Raw genomic sequence first — 18,237 nt, forward strand, 5'->3', positions numbered from 1 at the left:
GGGGAGCATAGGAACGTGTCTGAGCTTTTGACAGTGTATGAGGACTATTTGAAAACTGAAAAACACGCCTCGGCAAACACGGTCAGTTCCTATGTCCGTGACGTTCATCAATTCGCTCAGTCTATGGAGGATAGCGGTGTGTCCTTGACTGAGGTGTTACCCAAAGATGTAGAGGGGTTCACCAAATCCTTGGTACGAAAAGGGAAGTCTCCCGCCACGGTAACCCGCTCTGTGGCGTCTATCAAATCTTTTTATAACTGTCTGATTGCCCTTGGGAAAGTGGACCGTAATCCGGCCAAGGGGGTGGCCCCGGCCAAGGTGGAGCGTAAACTGCCCCAAGTTCTGACTGGAAAGGAAGTCGAGCTGTTTTTAGAGCAGCCTGATTGTACAGATTTGAAGGGTTACCGGGACCGAGCTATGCTGGAGCTGTTGTATGCCACCGGCATCCGGGTCAGTGAGCTGATCGACCTGGATTTGGATGATCTCAATCTTCCGGGCGGGGTACTTAAATGCTACAGTAAGGGGAAGGAGCGAATCATCCCTCTGTACCAGACCGCCATTCGTGCACTGAGCGAATATGTACATAATGTCCGTCCCCAGTTGGTGGAGGATGTGGAAGAGACCGCCCTTTTTGTCAATATGAACGGGGAACGGATGAGCCGTCAGGGTTTCTGGAAACTCATCAAATATTACCAGGAGAAGGCTGGAATCCAAAAGGACATCACTCCACATACCCTGCGGCACTCTTTTGCGGCACACCTGCTAGAGAACGGCGCTGATTTGCGCTCCATCCAGGAGATGCTGGGCCACGCCGACATCTCATCCACTCAGATATATTCCAAACTGCTGAACCAAAAGCTCAAAGATGTCTATCTCAAAGCCCACCCTAGAGCGTGAAAGCCAGGAACTGTTTAGTTCCTGGCTTTTTTCTCCCTTTCCCCTTTGGGCTAGTTAATCTTGGCTATGCTCTTGTCCAATTTGGGTCTCAAGTCCTACATGGCCAATACCGACACAAACCATGAGCAAAACCTCCAGATGTGAGACTTGATGCTGTATCTACAAAACACCTTGTAACCTTGTTCTATATCAAGCGTCTGGCGGAATCTAAATGATTGGTAAAAACTGTAAGGGAGTGTGGTTGGAGCCTTTCTAGAACCGTCTTGTGGCCGGGTAATCGCACGTCAAGCTGGCCCTTGGAGATGGACTATATATAACAAGGATAATAAATGAAATGAGCGTGCTCCGACTTTTATCGAAATTCGGAGCAAACAATATGGAGTTTGCTCCGAAGTGGGAAGATTCACATATTTTTAAAGAATGTCTGGACTTCTCCCAAGTCGGAAAAAACTGCGTGGCACAGTTTGCGGATCTCCTCATTAGGCTGAAACAGATCCGGGACCATTAGAGGAGTAGTTCCGGCGGCATGGGCGGCTCGGATACCATGAAAAGAATCTTCAATGACATAGGCGTCCGCCGGAGTGCATCTCAGTGCTTCGCAGGCTTTGAGAAAGATATCTGGGTAAGGTTTGCTTCGCTGGACCATATCGCCATCAATGATTTGGTCAAAATACTGGATAAAGCCTACCGTGGTCAGGTTCTGGTGAACGATATGGGAGACTGTGCTGGATGCAACGGCCAGCAAATACCCCTTGCCCTTTAGAAAAGGAAGGATCTGGTCGGCATAAGGTTTAGGAGGTGGGCCTTCCGTTTGCAGAATATGTCGGAAACGATGGGCAACCTCCTTGCGGATATCGTGAATTGGTAAACGATCTCCGTAATGCTCCTCGAAAATTCGCTCCGTCTCTACGGCGTTAATACCGACGCAAAGATGGCAGACCTCCGTTACATGAGGGATAGAATATTCCTCTGCAATCTGCTCCCATATGCGGATGGTAAGGGCCTCCGTATCGAACAGGACGCCATCCATATCAAAAATGACATACTTGTTTTGTGTCATAAATATCATCCCCCCAATATATTGCCCATATTGTAACACATTTCAAAAATAGTAACAACTCCTTTTTACTGTTTGGATTGCCTTCTCTAAACTGCTCTGGATATATCCATGGTGGAAAGAGGGCAACGTACTTCGGATAACGGAATGACAAAAACGACAAAATATAGTGGCCTATTTTATTTAATACATCAAAAGAATAGTTTTTTTATGTTGAAAATTTCCAAAATAAAACTCTATTAACTGGCGATTCCAACAAAGAAAAAACAAAAGTTCGTGGATACTTGCCCTGGATATGTCCAGCATCCTACAATAAAACCATCAGCACAATATAAGTAGCAGTCATATCTGAAGAATGAAAAATCTTACAAGTAAAGGAGCGAACTTAATATGAAACTGATTATTACCAACAGCTATGAGGAGTCCTGCAAATATGTAGCACAGGAAATGGTCTCTCTGGTCAATGCTAACCCCGTTGCCAAGTTGGGACTGGCCACTGGCGGCACCGCTGAGCAGGTATATCCCCACTTGGTCAAAGCCTATCAGGACGGCAAGGTAGACTTCTCCAATGTGACCACTGTAAACCTGGACGAGTATCTGGGGATGAGCCCTGACAATCCAGTCAGCTACCGCAAGTGCATGGACAACTGGTTCTTTGACCATGTGAACATTAAGAAGGAGAACACCTATGTGGCTAGTGGCTTGAATGACCCCCAGGCCGAGATTAAGACCTTCAACCAAAAGCTGTATGGCGACAAACTGCTGGACTTCCAGTTACTGGGCGTTGGCGTCAGCGGACATATAGGCTTCAATGAGCCCAGCGCTGTCCTCACTGCCGGCGTCCACATTGAGGAACTGGACGAGAGCACCATTCAGGCCAATTCCCGCTACTTCGACTCCCCCGCCGATGTGCCAACTAAGTCCATCACTATGGGCGTGGGCGATATTATGAAGGCCAGTAAGATTATCCTGATTGCCACTGGAGATAGTAAGCAACCCGTCATCTCTAAGCTCTTTGCCGATGACAGTGTCTCCTCTGACCTGCCCGTCTCCGTTTTGAAGCTACACAGGGACGCTACCATTGTCATCGACCGGGCGCTGGCCGACAAGTGTGGCATCAAGGGTTGATCTACCCGCTTATTTGAGTCAGAAGGAGTCATGTGTATTATGGAAAAATATTATGCGGGCTGTGGGGGCCTATCTCAAGCGCGCCTTGCGGAATTGGAGCGGCGTCAAACCGTGGCATCTGCCTGTGAGCTGCCCCTCCTGCCCATCCGCCCGTTGGTCAAGGCCAAGGATCAGGTGTTCCACATCAAGTATCAGCCCATTTCAGACTTTTTGAAAGAGCAGAAGATTAACAACTATTTGCTGGTTACCGCCCCCGGTGCCTATCTGGCTACGCTAGACCAGCTGGAAGGCACCAACTATACCTGCATCTACGTAACCGACACCAAGGAGGACACTCTGTGCGCTATCCAGACGCTATATGACGGCACGGTAGCCCATCAGCAGAAGGACGCTTCTCTGCCTAAACATTTGGTACAGCAGACGGCGAGCCTAGCTGACAGGACCTTTGAAGCAGTGGTCGCCCTGGGCGGCGGCGTAGCCAGTGATGCGGGAAAGTATTTTGCCGAGAACATTATTCACGCCCCCCTGTACAGCGTGCCTACAGCTCTTTCCGTTAACGCCTCCTTTTGCTACAAGGCGGCCATCCGGATGAAGGACCCCTACAAGTCAGGGGCGTACAACGTGGTATATAAGTTCTACGGTCTGCCCCAAGCTATTTGCATTGACCTGGATGTTATTACCGGATCTAAGCTGCTCCAGCGGGCTCAGGCGGGTGGTGAGGATTCCGCAATCGCAGGCCGACAGTGGAACATGCTTCGGGAGCTGAATATTGCCGGTGCCGGAGATTTGCTATCTATCCTGACTGCCACCTTTGACTGGCGGATCAACAGCCTGGTAGCCCGGGGAATGTCTGTTCCCGACCCCATTGATCACCGGGAAACCACCATACTGGAGAAACCCTTCTCCCAGGACGTGTGTGAGGGTGCCAAGGAGTTGCTCTCCCTGTTGGCTGAGCACGCTGACGATATCCGTAATGGACGGAAAGCAGGCGCCATGTTCCTGGCCCGGGCCTATCACTGGATTGCCGAGCAGAGCTGGATCATGCAGCACACCATGTGGGAAAGTGCCAGTGAGCACGGTATGTTCGACCATTTCGAGAATGTGGCAGGTACTGAACTGACTCATGGACAGGTGGTTGCCCTTTCTGTGTACTTTATGTCTCTGCTCCAGGAGAACGAGCATGAGCGGGCGCTGTCCATGATTCAACGGCTGGGGCTGGACATCTCCCTGGCCGACCTGGCTATCAACCCCCGGACCAACTACAAAATCGCGCCCATCACCTTGTATGACTGTTTGGCCGACCTAAAGGCATATATCGACGAGATTGCCTATCGGTACACCATCATCAGCGCCAAGCCTATTACTAAGGATTGGGTCCTGACCGCACTGGACAAGTACTATACGGACATCTATGGTACATTGGAGGAGCAGTGTCAGATCCCGGCCTCAGGGGCCGATGCACAGGTCTGCGCTGGTGAGAAGGCCCGGCTGGATAAAATTATCCAGCGGGTGCGAGCTGGCAGGGCCGATCACCAAGCTGCTATGGAGCAGGCCGCTAAGGCGGAGCAGGCCGCCCGGACTGTCCGGAAAGCAGAGTTGGATTTGCCGGAGTTGACTACCCAGCGGTATATGGCTCTGTGCCAGGAGATTTGCCAGGCCAAGGCGGACGCCTACGCCGACTATCTGCGTAACAGACACCAGGTGGAGTTGGCCGCCCAATATGATTCCTGCCAGTGAAAACAAAAATATAGGATGTAAAAGGAGGAAACAACATGGATTTCATCGTAAGTATCGCCCAGGGTATAACAGGCTTTTTTTCAGCCGCTGGTGAATCTTTTATGGGGACTGCTGCCAGTATCGTCCCTTTAGCCCTGATCGCCCTGACAGTGCTGAATGCCATCGTGGCCCTCATTGGTGAGGACCGGTTCGACTCCGCCTCCCGTAAGCTGACCAAAAATTTCTTCGCCCGCTATACCCTCTTACCCTACTTGGCAAACTTTATGGTGGGTAGCCCTGCATCCTTTACCTTCGGCAAATATCTGCCCGAGAAGTACAAGCCCGGCTATCAGGAGGTCTGCACCCGCACCAACATGGCACCCATGATGTGCCTGTTCCCCCACGTTAATCCCGGTGAGCTGTTCGTCTGGCTGGGCATCTTTAACGGCGTGGTCACCATCGCTGGCGAGCGGGCTGGCGCCACCCTTGCTGTAGCTACCTTTGCCCTAGCCTTCTGCACCTCCAGTTTCATCGGACTTGTGGTAGAGAAAATGACTATGTTCCTTGCCAAGCGCCAGGGCGTGGATTTCAATCAAATTGAAAAGAACAAAGCCGAAAAGGTTTATACAGAAGATATGACCTGATTTGACGCTGACTGTAAGTGAAAGGAGAAAGACTCTTATGAGCATCGCTATTGTATCCAAGGGCAGCGGCGGTTTTGGCACCCCGCTGGAAATCTCCGTCGAAGGGGAGCGCAACAAGATTGTCTCTATGACCGGGACGGGCATCCATCCCGTGGCTAAGAAAATCGCCGAGATCACCGGCGGTGAGGCGGTGGACGGTTTCCGCAAGGTCATCCCCGATAAGGAAACCGCCTGCGTCATCGTCAACTGCGGAGGTACTCTCCGCCTTGGTATGTTTCCCAAGAAAGGGCTGAAGACAATCAACGTCAACCCTGCTGGTCCCAGTGGTCCTTTTGCCGCCTTTGTCAAGGCCGGTATCTATGTCTCTGGCGTGACACCGAGAAATATTGAATCGAAAGAGGGGTAATATTTATGAACGCGATTGGAAATCTGGCGATTACGATTTCTTCTGCCATCGGCAAATTCGTCATGATCATCTTTGAGTCTGCCAAGCGCTCATTCAAAATCGTTTTGTCCACCATCATTCCCTTTATGATCCTCATTGCCACCGTGTCTACCCTCATCTTGACCACCGGTCTGGGCAATATCATCGCCAACGGCCTGAGCGGTCTTGCCAGTTCCAGCATCGGTCTGCTCATTATGTCGCTGATTATCACGTTCCCCCTGATTTCCCCCATAATCGGTCCAGGTGCCGTCATCGCCTCCATCATTGGCACCCTCATCGGCGGCCTGATTGCCACCGGCGATATCCCACTGGCCATGGCACTGCCTGCTGTGTTCGCCATTCACCAGCCTTGTGGTTCCGACTTTATCCCTGTGGGAATGTCCCTTACTGAAGCCGAACCAGAAACCGTTGAGATTGCCGTACCTGCTTGCCTTTACAGCAAATTCATTATCGCCCCTGTGGAGGTCGGTCTGGCAATCGTCATCGGTATGTTCCTGTTCTGATTGCGGAGGAGCTTCCATGGAAAATATTTGTGAGACTAGGATTACCGGCATGGGCCAGGGTGCGCTTGATTTTGTGGAGGACCATATCCTAATCCTCTTCGGCAATCAGGCCGGCAACGGTCTGGAGGAGTACAGTGTCCAGATTACCATGCCCCAGGTGAACCGGGACGTTGCCCCCGGAGATATCCTGGACTTCGGCGGACATACCTACCAGGTAACCGCCATCGGACATAAGGCTATGGAAACCTTTAGGCTTCTGGGACACTGCACCCTGCACTTTGATGGAAAGAAGGCCCCGGTTCTTCCTGGCGTGATTCATGTGGAGGAGAAACCCCTGCCCGAGGTCCGGGTAGGAGACACCATCCGGTTCTACTGCTGAATAGGGAGAGATACGTATGAGAAAAGAGCTGGCTTTTCTTGCCATTGCCCTAATTCTGATGATATTTTTAGCGCGGATGCTGGCCGTGCCTCAGCAGATCCGGCTAAACAAGGAGCTAGTCCAGTTGAAAGTGCGGGGGCCGGCGAGCAGTGTCGCCATCGCCAAGTCTCTGGCGGGGGTGCGGGTGGCCGTGCTCATCGCTGAAAAGGATGGCACCATCCTAGAGGCCTACCGGGTAAAAGGGTGGTCTATTGCCTCCGGCTACGCACTGGACGCCGGGTTTCAATATCGGGACTGCTATGAGGCAAAGAGGGTACTGGAAAGTAAGGGAAAGCTGACCACACAGGAGCGTGCGTATCTCTCCGCTGCAGATTATCTGGTTAAAGGCCTGGATAACGATTAAAAAGGCCTATCATAGAGAACCCTCTCCCTGTGATAGGCCAACTTAATTCTATCCACGGCGTACTGAAGTAACAGAAAATTTATTGTATCGTGAGACTACAAAGCTATTAGTATATTCAAAGGTGTGCCCATCCTGGAGCCGGGAGGAGCGCTCTAACTGCAACAACGGTTCATTATTAGGAACCTCGAGGAGTTCGGCGATTTCCGCCTCAGGCAGGACCGCCTCAATGGTAACACTGCTTGAACCAATAGACAGGCCCTTAATCTGCTCGATATACCGGTAGATCGACCGGGTCACGTCGGTCTTCGTGATGTTGGAGACAGCAAAATCAGTGAAGTAAGAGTATTCCAGTATCACGGGTATCCCGGCGTGCTTCCGCAGCCGAAGGAAGAAGTGGATGATCGTTCCCATAGGGCAGTCCAGCTTTGTCGCCATATACTCGTTGGCGGGGACAATCGCCTGGTCTAACAGCTCCGTGTCGGGCTGAACGCCTAGTTCTCTGGCCGCCTCGTTGAAGCTGGAAATACGGTTGAGGTTGGTACTGCGGAAATTGTTTGCGATAAAGGTCCCCTGCCGCTTTACTCGATAGAGGTAGCCGTCCAGTAACAGGTCGTCGATGGCGTGCTGGATGGTGGGCCGTGAAAAGTTGAGGTGGGACATCAGCTCCCGCTCAGACGGCAATTTTGTTCCGATTGGTGAAGAGAGGATAATATTCATGATGTACTCTCTCGCCTGAAAATTTTTCTTTGTTGTTTTGTCCATAATGGCCTCCGTGTATTTAAATATAGAAGAAATATATAATTAGTTTAACATACAAATCATCAAAAAGCAAAAGAGGTGCGGATCCATGAATTTGATTACCATTGAGAACGGGGCCTTGATTGCTCAGATTGCCCAACATGGGGCCGAACTAAAGCGGCTGTACAGCAAAAAGACCAGTCGGGAGTATTTGTGGAACGGGAATGGGAGCTGGAAGCGTAGCTCACCGGTTCTTTTCCCAAACATTGGCGGTTTGGCCGGTGAGGTCTATGTACATGGAGGGGTAAAGTACCCAGCCCCCGCCCACGGCTTTGCCCGGGACATGGACTTTGAGTTGCTGGACAGGAAAGATGAGTCCGCCGCCTTTGCCCTGCGAGACAGTGAGGAGAGCTGGAGATATTTCCCCTTCCACTTTGTCTTAGAGATCAGCTATCAACTGGAAAAAAATGGAATTCATGTCACTTGGAACATAAAAAATCTGGATAATAAAACCATGTATTTTTCAATCGGTGCCCATCCGGGTTTCCGGTTGCTACCCGGTACCAGCTTGAGCGACTACCAGTTAGTATTTGACAAACCTATTTTGGTGGAAACACGCCGGGTAAAGGGACGTTACCTTACGGAGGAGAAGGAACTTGTAGCCCCGAAAGGTACAGTGCTTCCCCTCTCGCCCAAATTGATGGAGCGGGATGCACTCATCCTGGAAGACACGGGCCTTACTCGTGTCGCACTACAGTGTGAGAAGAAGAACTATGCCCTGTGGGTCGATTTCCCGGATTTCCCGGTAGTGGCCGTCTGGACCGACCCCCATACCGTGGAACAGGCTGAATTCCTCTGCCTGGAGCCCTGGTGCGGCATCAACGCGTTGTGTGGGGAGAAACCGGGAGAGATCGACCAAAAGGCGCGGGTGACTGCCTTAGACGCCGGCGGGCTGTTCCAGCGCAGTTATCGAATCGGCGTATCCGAGTAACGCAGAATTCATAGACCATTGGAGTGATCAAGATGAGATATCCCGGTATAGCAACATCGAGAGGATTGGTGGAGGGAACGGCCTTCCTTTATGCGCCCTATGTGCCAAATGTGGTCCAGGTTCCAAAGGGAGAGCCGCAAGATGAGATGGAGCGATATCAGGCGGCCCACCGTGCGGCTCGTACAGAGCTGGAACAGCTCTGTACGAGCATGACTGCCCGAGATCCGGAGCGGGCAAAGATATTCCAAGCTCACATGGGCATTCTGGATGACATCGTGATGACGGAGGAGATTGAAATGCTGATCCGCTCTGAGGACTGTGGAGCCTCCTGGGCGGTGGACCAAGTGTATTCCCAGTATGCTGAGGTCCTGCGCATGTCACCCAACTCCATCATTTCCGAACGGGCTGCGGACATGGCGGACGTGCGCCTGCGGTTGTTGCGCTGTCTGGAGGGCCGGACGGATAAAGGTCTGGCTGGACTGTTAGAACCCGTGGTACTGTTTGCCCATGATCTGCTTCCATCCGACACTGCCGCACTAGACCCCTCCCAGGTCCTGGCCATCGTTACAGAAGTAGGCGGTATCACCTCCCATAGTTCTATCATTGCTCGCAGTTATGGCATCCCTGCCCTAGCTGGTGTGACTGATATCTGCCAGATTGTGAAAGACGGTCAGCTGGTGCTGGTCGACACGCTGGAGGGAGCACTGATTGTCCAACCCTCTAAGAATGAGCTGTCCAACTTCCGGGCCAAACAGGTTGAGTTCCATGCCGCACGGGAACGGGAGGAAACCTACCGGAAGGTACAGCCGACCCTACTCAATGGTGAGCGGGTTCAGGTGATGGTCAATGTGGGTGCGGTTGATGACAAGGAATTGCAGTGTGCTGCCTTTGTAGATGGTGTTGGCTTGTTCCGAACGGAGTTTCTCTACATGGACCGACAGGAGATTCCAGACGAGGAGGAACAATATCGTTATTATCGCCGAGTCTTTGAGGTGTTCGCCCCCGCACCAGTGACTGTACGTACTCTGGACATCGGTGGCGACAAAGAGGCTCCCTGCCTGGATCTGCCAAAGGAATTGAATCCGTTCTTAGGCAACCGGGCTGTGCGGCTGTGCTTTGACCACCCGGATATGTTCCTGACCCAACTTCGGGCCATCCTGCGGGCCTCGGCCCACGGAAGGTTGAAGTTGATGTTCCCCATGGTAGGAGGCATTGAGGACATCCGCCAGGCGAAGGCTCTGCTTGAACGGGCCAAGGAGCAGCTCCAGTCCAGGGGAGAGCAGTGGGACCAGAAGATGTCGGTAGGTGTGATGATTGAGATACCCTCGCTGGCTCTTCTGGCTGACCAAGTCGCAAAAGAGGTAGACTTTGCCAGCATCGGAACCAATGATCTGACCCAGTATACGCTGGCGGTGGACCGCGTGAACCCCGTGGTCAGTCAGTATTACCGCCCTTTCCATCCAGCGCTGATGCGGCTGCTGAGATTTGCAATCCAGGCCTTCAACGATGCCGGGAAGCAGATTTCCGTATGCGGTGAAATGGGCAGTGACCCACTGGCAGTGACTGCCTTGCTGGGCATGGGGCTCAGGACCCTGTCTGTGGGTGCGTCCTCCGTGGCGATGGTGAAGGAGCTGGTGTGCAACCTAGACCTGTGGCAGGCGGAGCAGTGTGCACGGGATATCTGTGTCTTGACCACAGAGGCAGAAGTAAAAGAACGACTAGAGAGATTGAAAAGCAAGCCTTGAAAGGAGAAAGTATCATGTATGAAAAGGAAACTACCATCCGGAATGAAACCGGGTTACACGCCCGCCCTGCTTCGGAATTTGTTAAGTGTGCCTTACAATATGCTTCCCGCCTGACCATCCAGCGGACAGTAGGCGAGCCGCCCAAGATGAACAACGCCAAGTCCATGGTCACACTTCTGACACAGGGACTTGCCTGTGGCGAGCGTGTACAGATTTGCGGTGATGGTCCGGATGAACAGGAGGCTGTGGATACCCTGGTAGCCCTCATTGATAGCGGATTTGGTGAATAACTCCTCTCGTCCAAAGATAAAAAACTTGAATCCCACTGTCTGAACAATAGGAACTCCCAAGTATAGCCGGGGGGTCCTAGTCTAACTGGTTTATATTATAGTTTGGAGGGAGGATCCTGCTGTGTATAAATCTGAGAGTACGATAGGGTAGTTGACAGACCGCATGGCGTCCTGTGCAGTGCGCACCCTGCTGCGTGAGGTCTCTTTTTTATGGTGGTAATACCTGATTACTAGCTGAAATTGTAATGCGTACCACACATAGATATTTGTAAACTGACACAGTATAACAGAAAAAATCATAGCAGGGAAAGCGAAACTGCTAGACACATCTTTGGAGCCTCCAGCAAAAATTATGACCGACTTTCAATCTGCGAAAAGGGCCAGACGCAGACCTGGGACTGGATATATCAAGTAGTAGATCTACGAATACCGCTGGTGCGGACAGTGTACGATGAGGTGGTCGGATAGCACCACACAAATCCGTACTGTCTTCAGCAAGATTGAAAAAGAATGTTAAGAAAAGTTGACGAAGCTGATTGCAGAGAGGATGCAGATGTTTGGGCGGTTTACAGATAGCATCAGCGGCTTCCGAGGCCATAAATACCCCCTGCTTGGGATGTCCAATACAATAAAAAGGAGCTTTTTCCACTCTATTGACATCAATTTTTTCCTGTGCTATGATAGGCGCGATATGAAAGAAACGGAGGCGGGAAAATGCGCAATCTCTCTTGCTGAATATGGTATGACAACTTTGGGCCATCTCTGTGGCCCTGGTCTGTCGTACCCGGCGTAAGAGGGATTCGTACCTGCTTTCGGTCAAACAGGAGGAATGACATCGGAATTTCCGGCTGTCTTTCTGTCGTTGTCTGCCGCGAGAGGAATACCCTCTTGCGGCTTTTACTTTTGATACGACAGGAGGAATGTCTTATGTCACAGATCATGATACAAGACCTTGGATTTACCTACGAGGGCGACTATACGCCGGTATTTGAAGGGTTGGACCTGCAGCTAGACACCAACTGGAGACTGGGGCTGGTAGGCCGCAACGGCAGGGGCAAGACCACGCTGCTTCGCCTGTTAGAGGGAGAATTGGAGGGCGTGGGCCAGATTATTCTCCCTGGACGATGCCGCCGCTATCCAAAACCGGTGCTCCACATGGACCTTCCTACCCGGCAGGTCCTGTTAGATGGGATGGAGGATGTGGACGAGTGGCGGTTAATCAGGGAGTTTTCCCGCCTTGGACTGGGGGAACATCTACTGGACCGGCCGTTCCAAAGTTTAAGCGGGGGAGAGCAGACACGAGCCGCTCTGGCCGCCATTTTCCTTGACGAGGACAGCTATCCCATGCTGGACGAGCCCACCAACCATTTAGATGTCCAGGGAAGGGAACTGGTAGCCGCTTATCTGAAAAATACGCGCCGGGGTTTTTTGCTGGTTTCCCACGACCGAGCTTTCCTGGATCACTGTATCGACCATGTGCTGGCGCTGAACCAGACAGGCCCGGAACTGATGCGTGGAGATTTTTCTACCTGGTTTCAGGAAAAAGAGGCCCGGGACAGGGGAGAGCAGGAGCGAAATGAGAAGCTGAAAGGGGATATCCGGCGACTGGAACAGGCAGCCCGCCGGGCATCCGATTGGTCGGAGCGGACGGAACAGAGCAAATTTAACAGTAAGAATTCAGGACTGCGGGTAGACCGTGGATTTATCGGCCATAAATCAGCTAAAATGATGAAGCGGGCCAAAACCCTTGAGGCCAGGCAGCGGAGCGCCATCCAGGAAAAGTCTGCCCTGCTCCGGGATGTAGAGTGTGCGGACAGCTTGAAGCTAACACCGCTGGACTATCACAGTGAGCGAATCCTGGAGCTGCGCAATTTTGCGGTTTGTTATGAGGAAAGTCCTGCTTGCAAGGGAGTTAGCTTTACACTAAAACGTGGTGATCGGATATGTTTGGATGGGGGAAACGGAAGCGGAAAGACGAGTCTGCTCAGGGCTGTCCTGGGGGAGAATCTGTCCCATATTGGAACACTCTGGCGGGCGTCTGGATTGAAGATATCCTATGTCTCCCAAAAAACGGACCATCTGAAGGGCAGCCCCTTAGAATGGGCGGAAAGACAGGGGATAGATCTGACGAGGTTTTTCACTGTCTTACGAAAACTGGATTTCTCCCGTGCTCTGTTTGAACGGGATATGTCCGGATACAGCGAGGGTCAAAAGAAAAAGGTGCTATTGGCGGTCAGCCTGTGTCAAAGCGCCCACCTCTATATCTGGGACGAGCCGCTGAACTATATCGACCTGTTTTCCCGCATTCAAATCGAGGACCTGCTTCTGGACTTTCAGCCTACCTTGCTTTTTGTAGAGCACGACCAGATGTTCCGGCAGAAGATCGCCACCAACACAGTCAGGCTCAGGAGTGATTGTTGAATAGACAGTAAAAATAGAGTAAAGCAGGAGGACGGGCGACTGCTAACGGATATCCTGCGACCTGAGTATTCTATCGGTCAATACAATCGTCTTGATACTCTGAATTGTATTATTTGAATATATTTTTGACAGTATAATAAAATTGTTTGTAAAAAATAATATATTTTTTGAATTGACAGACGGAATGACCAGTGCTACCATAAAAATAACCAATATACATTTTGAGGAAAGGAGCCACGCTTTTATGAAGCAGTTTGCAGCTTACTTCTTTAGCTACTTTTACTTTTTTGGCTTTCGTGCAAAAAAGGTAAAAGTGTTTTTTGCTGCAAACAGACGGCTCCCCTCCGCAATTTAGGTGGAGTGTTGGAACATTGAATGACCTGCGGTGAACAAACGCTTCACCGCAGGTCATTTTTTATGACCCGGTGGAGAGCGCAGAGGAAAGGAAGGAAGCGCATCATGGTTATCATCATTAAGCAGAACGCAAAGGAAGAGCGAATCCGGGATCTGATTCAGTGGATCGAGGCCCAGGACCTCCGAACCCATGTTTCTACCGGGGACTACTCGACAATTATCGGTGTGATTGGAGATACCAGCAAGCTAGACGAGGGCCTGGTCAGTGGGCTGGATATTGTAGAGGGAGTCAAGCGTGTGTCGGAACCCTTCAAAAGCGCCAACCGGAAATTCCATCCCCTGGACTCCATTATCCAAGTAGGCCAGGAGCACGTCAAGGTGGGGCACGGCAACTTTGTTATGATCGCCGGCCCTTGCTCGGTGGAGAGCGAGGAGCAAATCATTTCCGTGGCTAAAAGCGTCAAGGCCTCTGGGGCCACCATGCTCCGGGGTGGAGCCTTCAAACCCCGGACCTCTCCCTATGATTTCCAGGGATTGAAGGCGGATGGCATCGAATTGCTGTTGGAAGCGAAGAGGGAGACTGGATTGCCTATTGTCACCGAGATCATGAACGCCAACCACCTGCCGTTGTTCGAGGACGTGGACGTGATTCAGGTTGGTGCTCGGAATATGCAGAATTTCGAGCTACTCAAGGAACTGGGAAAGACCCAGAAGCCGATCCTCATCAAACGCGGTCTGGCCAATACCATCAAGGAGCTACTGATGAGCGCAGAATATATTATGGCTAGCGGCAACGAAAACATCATTCTTTGTGAGCGGGGGATTCGGACCTTCGAAACAGCGACCCGGAACACACTGGATCTGTCCGCCGTGACCGTGCTCCATGAGCTGACCCACCTGCCTGTCATCGTGGATCCCAGCCACGCAACTGGTGTGGCCCGCTATGTCAAACCCATGGCTATGGCGGCGGCGGCCTGCGGGGCGGATGGCCTGATCATCGAGGTCCACAATGACCCTCCACGCGCTCTATGCGACGGGGCCCAGTCCCTTCGTCCAGAGCAGTTTGAGGATGTGGTCAAGGCCGTCTATGCCATTCGGGCGGCGGCCCAGGAGGTCTGACTATGAAAACATTGGCCGTCAATACCTCCCGGCCCTATGAGATCAAGATTGGGCGGGGATCTCTGGACCAGGCTGGTGTACTGTGCCGTCAGGCGATCCCCAACGCCCGGAAGCTGACAATCGTCACCGACAGCAGAGTTCTGCCCCTGTATTTGGCGCGGACGGCAGACAGCCTGGAGCAGATGGGCTTTCAGATTCAATGCCTTACCGTCCCTGCTGGGGAGGCGTCAAAAAGCGCGGAGCAGCTTGTTATCCTTTGGGAAAAAATGATGGCCTTTGGTATGACCCGCACGGATGCTGTGGTAGCTCTTGGGGGCGGCGTAGTGGGGGACTTGGCGGGCTTTGCGGCAGCCACCCTGTTACGCGGGGTAGATTATGTCCAGATCCCTACCACCCTGCTGTCCCAGGTCGATTCCTCCGTAGGCGGAAAAGTGGCCATTGATCTGCGGGCTGGCAAGAATCTAGCAGGAGCCTTCTGGCAGCCCAGCCTGGTAATCATCGATCCAGGCTGCCTGGATACCCTGCCTGACAGGACCTTCTCCGACGGCATGGCCGAGGTCATCAAATACGGCTGTATCTTGGACCGGAAGTTGTTTGAACTCCTGAATCGGTGCGGGAGCCGGGTGAGAGTGATGGAGCGCATTGTAGATGTAGTCTATACCTGCTGCGACTTGAAGCGCCGGGTGGTTGTAGAGGACGAGCGGGACACCGGCTTGCGCCAGCTACTGAACTTTGGACACACTGTCGGCCATGCCTTTGAGCTGGCCGGACATTATGAAACCTGGACTCACGGGCAGGGAGTGGCCGCTGGCATGAACTGGGCCGCCCAACTTGGCGTAGAGCTGGGCGTCACGCCACCGGAAACGGTGGAGTGCATTCAGGAGCTTCTGAAAAAATTTGACTTACCCTTGGACATTCCCTGCCCCTGGGAGACTATGACAGAGGCGGTAGGACTAGATAAGAAGAACGCCGGGGACCACATATCCCTCATCGTCCTGGAAAAGCTGGGGCAGGCGGTACACCGAAAGATGGCTCGGGATGAGCTGCTGGGACTGCTGAAGTGTATGTATGGGAGATGAGCTTATGGATGTGACCATTGTTCCAAACAAACTCCAGGGCAGGGTAACGCCGCCACCCAGTAAGAGTCAGACACACCGGGTCATTCTGGCCGCTGCCCTGGCCAGGGGCAGGAGCAGGCTGGAGAATGTGGCCATTTCACAGGATATCCTCGCTACCCTGAGTTGTATCGGTGCCCTGGGGGCACATTGGGAGCGGAAGGGGGAGCGGACCTTAGAGGTGACCGGTATGGGGGGGATCTTCCAGCCGGGAAAGGAGTTGCCACACTTTGACTGTGGAGAGTCGGGCTCTACCTTGCGCTTTCTCATCCCGATTGCCTTGGCGGTAGCAGGAGGCGGGATATTTACCGGCCGGGGCCGGCTGATGGAGCGGCCCCAGGAGCCTTACATCCACCTGTTCCGTGAAAAGGGGATCTCCTGGAACAGGGAGGGGGATACATTGACAGTCCTTGGACAACTGAAGGCAGGGGACTACGAGCTACCCGGAAATGTGTCCAGCCAATTTTTTACAGGTCTTCTCTATGCTCTACCTCTGGTGTCAGGGATATCACGCATTGTACCTACTACCCACATAGAGGGCCGGGATTACCTCGCCATGACTTTGGATACCCTGGCAGGCGCAGGGGTAACAGTGACCGAGCTTCACAATACTATAAAGTATTTTCACATCACCGGAAAGACTGCTTACAAGGCGATGGATTATACTGTGGAATCCGATTGGTCCCAGGCAGCCTTTTGGTACGCCGCCAATTTTCTGGGTGGACAGATTACGATTCAGGGGTTGAACCCCACCTCCGCCCAGGGAGACAAGGCTGTGGCCTCCTTCTACTGGAAACTGGCGCGGCCAGGTGATGTGGATCTGGACATGTCCCAGTACCCTGATCTTGTACCCCCTCTGGCCGCAATGGCCGCGGTACGGAAAGGGACCTGCCGCTTTAATAACGCTGGGCGGCTTAGAATGAAGGAGAGTGACCGCCTCAATTCAGTAACGGCAGCTCTGATTGCTTTAGGAGCGGATATTAGGGAAGGGGAGGACAGCCTTACCATCCGGGGCCGGGACAGCCTGATGGGAGGCGAAATGGTTGACAGCCAAAACGATCACCGCATTGCAATGATGGCCGCTGTGTCCGCCCAGACTTGCCAGAAGCCAGTAACTATCTTAGGTGCGGAGTGCGTAAACAAGTCCTACCCCAATTTCTGGGAGCATTTTCAAGTGTTAGGAGGGAATATACATGGCCTCGTACTTCGGTAAGCATATCCATATCTCTATCTTTGGGCAGTCCCATTCCCAGGTGATCGGCGTGACAGTGGATGGACTGCCAGCCGGCGAGAGCGTGGATCTGGAGGGACTCCAACGCTTTCTCCATCGTCGCGCCCCTGGATGGGACACTACCGCTACCGCTCGAAAGGAGGGAGATATCCCTAGTATTCTGTGTGGTTTGCTGGAGGGAGAGACCTGTGGAGCGCCTCTGACCGCTATCATCGAGAACACCAATATTCGGTCCCAGGATTACAATGACCTATGCGATAAGCCGCGCCCCGCACATGCAGACTTTACTGCCCAGATCAAATATGGTGGCCATCAGGATGTGCGGGGCGGCGGACACTTTTCTGGGCGGCTCACAGCCCCCCTTTGTATCGCCGGCGGCATCTGCGCCCAGCTCCTGTCCCGACGCGGGATTGCCATTGGGGCCCATATTCGTTTTATCGCACAGATAGAAGATAAGCCATTTGACCCACTGGGAGAACAGACAGAAGTGCTGCGGCGGGTTCAGGCGGCCTCATTCCCAGTCCTAGACCCCAATGTGGAGGAGCCGATGCGTGCGGTCATCCTCCAGGCGCAGAGGGAAGGGGACTCGGTAGGGGGTGTTGTAGAGTGCATGGTCACCGGGCTGCCGGCCGGGGTAGGCTCTCCCATGTTTCAGGGCCTGGAGAGCCAACTGGCCGCGGCCCTGTTCGCCATCCCGGCTGTAAAGGGCGTGGAGTTTGGCACCGGCTTTCAGTGCGCCAACCTGCGGGGATCAGAGAACAACGACCCATTTATTTTGGAGGATGGGGCTATCCGGACTGAAACAAATCATGCCGGTGGAATACTGGGTGGGATATCAAATGGGATGCCTATCCTGTTCCGAGTTGCCTTTAAACCTACCCCCTCTATCGCCCAGTCTCAGCGTACGGTCCGCCTTTCTACCCACACAGAGGAGGAGCTTCACATCACCGGCCGCCATGACCCTTGTATCGTACCCCGGGCGGTGCCAGTGGTAGAGGCTGTCGCTGCCGCCGTCGTACTGGACGCCCTGCTGGATCAAAATACCGACCATATCTAGGATA

General features: G+C 52.7%; 18 protein-coding genes. 16 read left to right on the forward strand and 2 right to left on the reverse strand.

The genetic code is table 11. The features are described 5' to 3' along the window. Nucleotides 1-15 precede the first annotated feature (15 nt). Nucleotides 16-897, forward strand: a complete 882-nt coding sequence (xerD, locus tag H8S11_RS06330; RefSeq protein ID WP_147571768.1) for a site-specific tyrosine recombinase XerD — start codon at nt 16-18, stop codon at nt 895-897. Nucleotides 898-1,300: 403 nt separating this feature from the next. Here the strand turns inward: xerD and H8S11_RS06335 are convergent, their stop codons facing one another. Next, entirely contained in the window at nt 1,301-1,957 is a 657-nt protein-coding gene (locus tag H8S11_RS06335; RefSeq protein ID WP_186852556.1) for an HAD family hydrolase, read from the reverse strand. Nucleotides 1,958-2,344: 387 nt separating this feature from the next. On the opposite strand from H8S11_RS06335, the gene H8S11_RS06340 reads away from it, so the two are divergent. From H8S11_RS06340 to H8S11_RS06370, 7 genes are read left to right on the forward strand one after another with little or no spacing between them, the layout of a single operon-like run. Next, on the forward strand, nt 2,345-3,082 hold the full coding sequence (locus tag H8S11_RS06340; RefSeq protein ID WP_186852557.1) for a glucosamine-6-phosphate deaminase: 738 nt from the start codon (nt 2,345-2,347) through the stop codon (nt 3,080-3,082). A gap of 39 nt (nt 3,083-3,121) precedes the next feature. Next, complete coding sequence (locus H8S11_RS06345; RefSeq protein WP_186852558.1) at nt 3,122-4,819, forward strand: iron-containing alcohol dehydrogenase; 1,698 nt, start codon at nt 3,122-3,124, stop codon at nt 4,817-4,819. Nucleotides 4,820-4,854: 35 nt separating this feature from the next. Next, on the forward strand, nt 4,855-5,442 hold the full coding sequence (gene srlA / locus H8S11_RS06350) for a PTS glucitol/sorbitol transporter subunit IIC (RefSeq protein WP_186852559.1): 588 nt from the start codon (nt 4,855-4,857) through the stop codon (nt 5,440-5,442). A 37-nt stretch (nt 5,443-5,479) separates the two neighbouring features. Then, complete coding sequence (locus tag H8S11_RS06355) at nt 5,480-5,848, forward strand: PTS sorbitol transporter (RefSeq protein WP_186852560.1); 369 nt, start codon at nt 5,480-5,482, stop codon at nt 5,846-5,848. A 5-nt stretch (nt 5,849-5,853) separates the two neighbouring features. Further along, nucleotides 5,854-6,390, forward strand: a complete 537-nt coding sequence (locus H8S11_RS06360; protein ID WP_186852561.1) for a PTS glucitol/sorbitol transporter subunit IIB — start codon at nt 5,854-5,856, stop codon at nt 6,388-6,390. Nucleotides 6,391-6,406: 16 nt separating this feature from the next. Continuing rightward, on the forward strand, nt 6,407-6,769 hold the full coding sequence (locus H8S11_RS06365) for a PTS glucitol/sorbitol transporter subunit IIA (RefSeq protein ID WP_186852562.1): 363 nt from the start codon (nt 6,407-6,409) through the stop codon (nt 6,767-6,769). A gap of 16 nt (nt 6,770-6,785) precedes the next feature. After that, a complete protein-coding gene (locus H8S11_RS06370; RefSeq protein WP_186852563.1) occupies nt 6,786-7,172 on the forward strand; it encodes a transcriptional regulator GutM in 387 nt (128 codons plus the stop codon). A gap of 48 nt (nt 7,173-7,220) precedes the next feature. Here H8S11_RS06370 and H8S11_RS06375 read toward each other — a convergent pair whose 3' ends face one another. Further along, nucleotides 7,221-7,934, reverse strand: a complete 714-nt coding sequence (locus tag H8S11_RS06375; RefSeq protein WP_186852564.1) for a GntR family transcriptional regulator — start codon at nt 7,932-7,934, stop codon at nt 7,221-7,223. A gap of 85 nt (nt 7,935-8,019) precedes the next feature. On the opposite strand from H8S11_RS06375, the gene H8S11_RS06380 reads away from it, so the two are divergent. The 8 genes from H8S11_RS06380 to aroC all read left to right on the forward strand — a co-directional run bounded on the left by H8S11_RS06380 (nt 8,020) and on the right by aroC (nt 18,233). After that, complete coding sequence (locus tag H8S11_RS06380) at nt 8,020-8,901, forward strand: aldose 1-epimerase family protein (RefSeq protein ID WP_186852565.1); 882 nt, start codon at nt 8,020-8,022, stop codon at nt 8,899-8,901. 32 nt (nt 8,902-8,933) lie between these two features. Further along, complete coding sequence (ptsP, locus tag H8S11_RS06385) at nt 8,934-10,646, forward strand: phosphoenolpyruvate--protein phosphotransferase (RefSeq protein ID WP_243200956.1); 1,713 nt, start codon at nt 8,934-8,936, stop codon at nt 10,644-10,646. Between the two features lie 14 nt (nt 10,647-10,660). Next, a complete protein-coding gene (locus H8S11_RS06390; protein ID WP_186852567.1) occupies nt 10,661-10,936 on the forward strand; it encodes an HPr family phosphocarrier protein in 276 nt (91 codons plus the stop codon). A 927-nt stretch (nt 10,937-11,863) separates the two neighbouring features. Next, the gene (gene abc-f / locus H8S11_RS06395) at nt 11,864-13,357 is read left to right on the forward strand and encodes a ribosomal protection-like ABC-F family protein (RefSeq protein ID WP_186852568.1); all 1,494 of its coding nucleotides are present in this window, start codon (nt 11,864-11,866) and stop codon (nt 13,355-13,357) included. A gap of 459 nt (nt 13,358-13,816) precedes the next feature. Next, nucleotides 13,817-14,830 (forward strand): 3-deoxy-7-phosphoheptulonate synthase, encoded by a 1,014-nt coding sequence (gene aroF / locus H8S11_RS06400; protein ID WP_186852569.1) that lies wholly within the window; start codon nt 13,817-13,819, stop codon nt 14,828-14,830. Between the two features lie 2 nt (nt 14,831-14,832). After that, a complete protein-coding gene (gene aroB / locus H8S11_RS06405) occupies nt 14,833-15,909 on the forward strand; it encodes a 3-dehydroquinate synthase (protein WP_147571771.1) in 1,077 nt (358 codons plus the stop codon). Then, a complete protein-coding gene (gene aroA / locus H8S11_RS06410; RefSeq protein WP_243200957.1) occupies nt 15,899-17,158 on the forward strand; it encodes a 3-phosphoshikimate 1-carboxyvinyltransferase in 1,260 nt (419 codons plus the stop codon). Before aroB ends, aroA begins: the two co-directional genes overlap by 11 nt. Then, nucleotides 17,139-18,233, forward strand: a complete 1,095-nt coding sequence (gene aroC / locus H8S11_RS06415; protein WP_186852570.1) for a chorismate synthase — start codon at nt 17,139-17,141, stop codon at nt 18,231-18,233. Before aroA ends, aroC begins: the two co-directional genes overlap by 20 nt. Nucleotides 18,234-18,237: the final 4 nt, after the last annotated feature.

The organism is Flintibacter hominis (genome assembly GCF_014287965.1).
Classification (GTDB): Bacteria; Bacillota; Clostridia; order Oscillospirales; family Oscillospiraceae; genus Lawsonibacter; species Lawsonibacter aceti.

Bases quoted from the DNA above. Each gene is read 5' to 3' on its own strand.
- aroF (WP_186852569.1), top strand. From the start codon at position 13,817: ATGGTTATCATCATTAAGCAGAACGCAAAGGAAGAGCGAATCCGGGAT.
- H8S11_RS06380 (WP_186852565.1), top strand. From the start codon at position 8,020: ATGAATTTGATTACCATTGAGAACGGGGCCTTGATTGCTCAGATTGCC.
- abc-f (WP_186852568.1), top strand. From the start codon at position 11,864: ATGTCACAGATCATGATACAAGACCTTGGATTTACCTACGAGGGCGAC.
- H8S11_RS06335 (WP_186852556.1), bottom strand. From the start codon at position 1,957: ATGACACAAAACAAGTATGTCATTTTTGATATGGATGGCGTCCTGTTC.
- aroC (WP_186852570.1), top strand. From the start codon at position 17,139: ATGGCCTCGTACTTCGGTAAGCATATCCATATCTCTATCTTTGGGCAG.
- aroB (WP_147571771.1), top strand. From the start codon at position 14,833: ATGAAAACATTGGCCGTCAATACCTCCCGGCCCTATGAGATCAAGATT.
- H8S11_RS06365 (WP_186852562.1), top strand. From the start codon at position 6,407: ATGGAAAATATTTGTGAGACTAGGATTACCGGCATGGGCCAGGGTGCG.
- H8S11_RS06390 (WP_186852567.1), top strand. From the start codon at position 10,661: ATGTATGAAAAGGAAACTACCATCCGGAATGAAACCGGGTTACACGCC.
- H8S11_RS06355 (WP_186852560.1), top strand. From the start codon at position 5,480: ATGAGCATCGCTATTGTATCCAAGGGCAGCGGCGGTTTTGGCACCCCG.
- srlA (WP_186852559.1), top strand. From the start codon at position 4,855: ATGGATTTCATCGTAAGTATCGCCCAGGGTATAACAGGCTTTTTTTCA.
- H8S11_RS06360 (WP_186852561.1), top strand. From the start codon at position 5,854: ATGAACGCGATTGGAAATCTGGCGATTACGATTTCTTCTGCCATCGGC.
- H8S11_RS06345 (WP_186852558.1), top strand. From the start codon at position 3,122: ATGGAAAAATATTATGCGGGCTGTGGGGGCCTATCTCAAGCGCGCCTT.
- aroA (WP_243200957.1), top strand. From the start codon at position 15,899: ATGGGAGATGAGCTTATGGATGTGACCATTGTTCCAAACAAACTCCAG.
- H8S11_RS06370 (WP_186852563.1), top strand. From the start codon at position 6,786: ATGAGAAAAGAGCTGGCTTTTCTTGCCATTGCCCTAATTCTGATGATA.
- H8S11_RS06375 (WP_186852564.1), bottom strand. From the start codon at position 7,934: ATGGACAAAACAACAAAGAAAAATTTTCAGGCGAGAGAGTACATCATG.
- ptsP (WP_243200956.1), top strand. From the start codon at position 8,934: ATGAGATATCCCGGTATAGCAACATCGAGAGGATTGGTGGAGGGAACG.
- H8S11_RS06340 (WP_186852557.1), top strand. From the start codon at position 2,345: ATGAAACTGATTATTACCAACAGCTATGAGGAGTCCTGCAAATATGTA.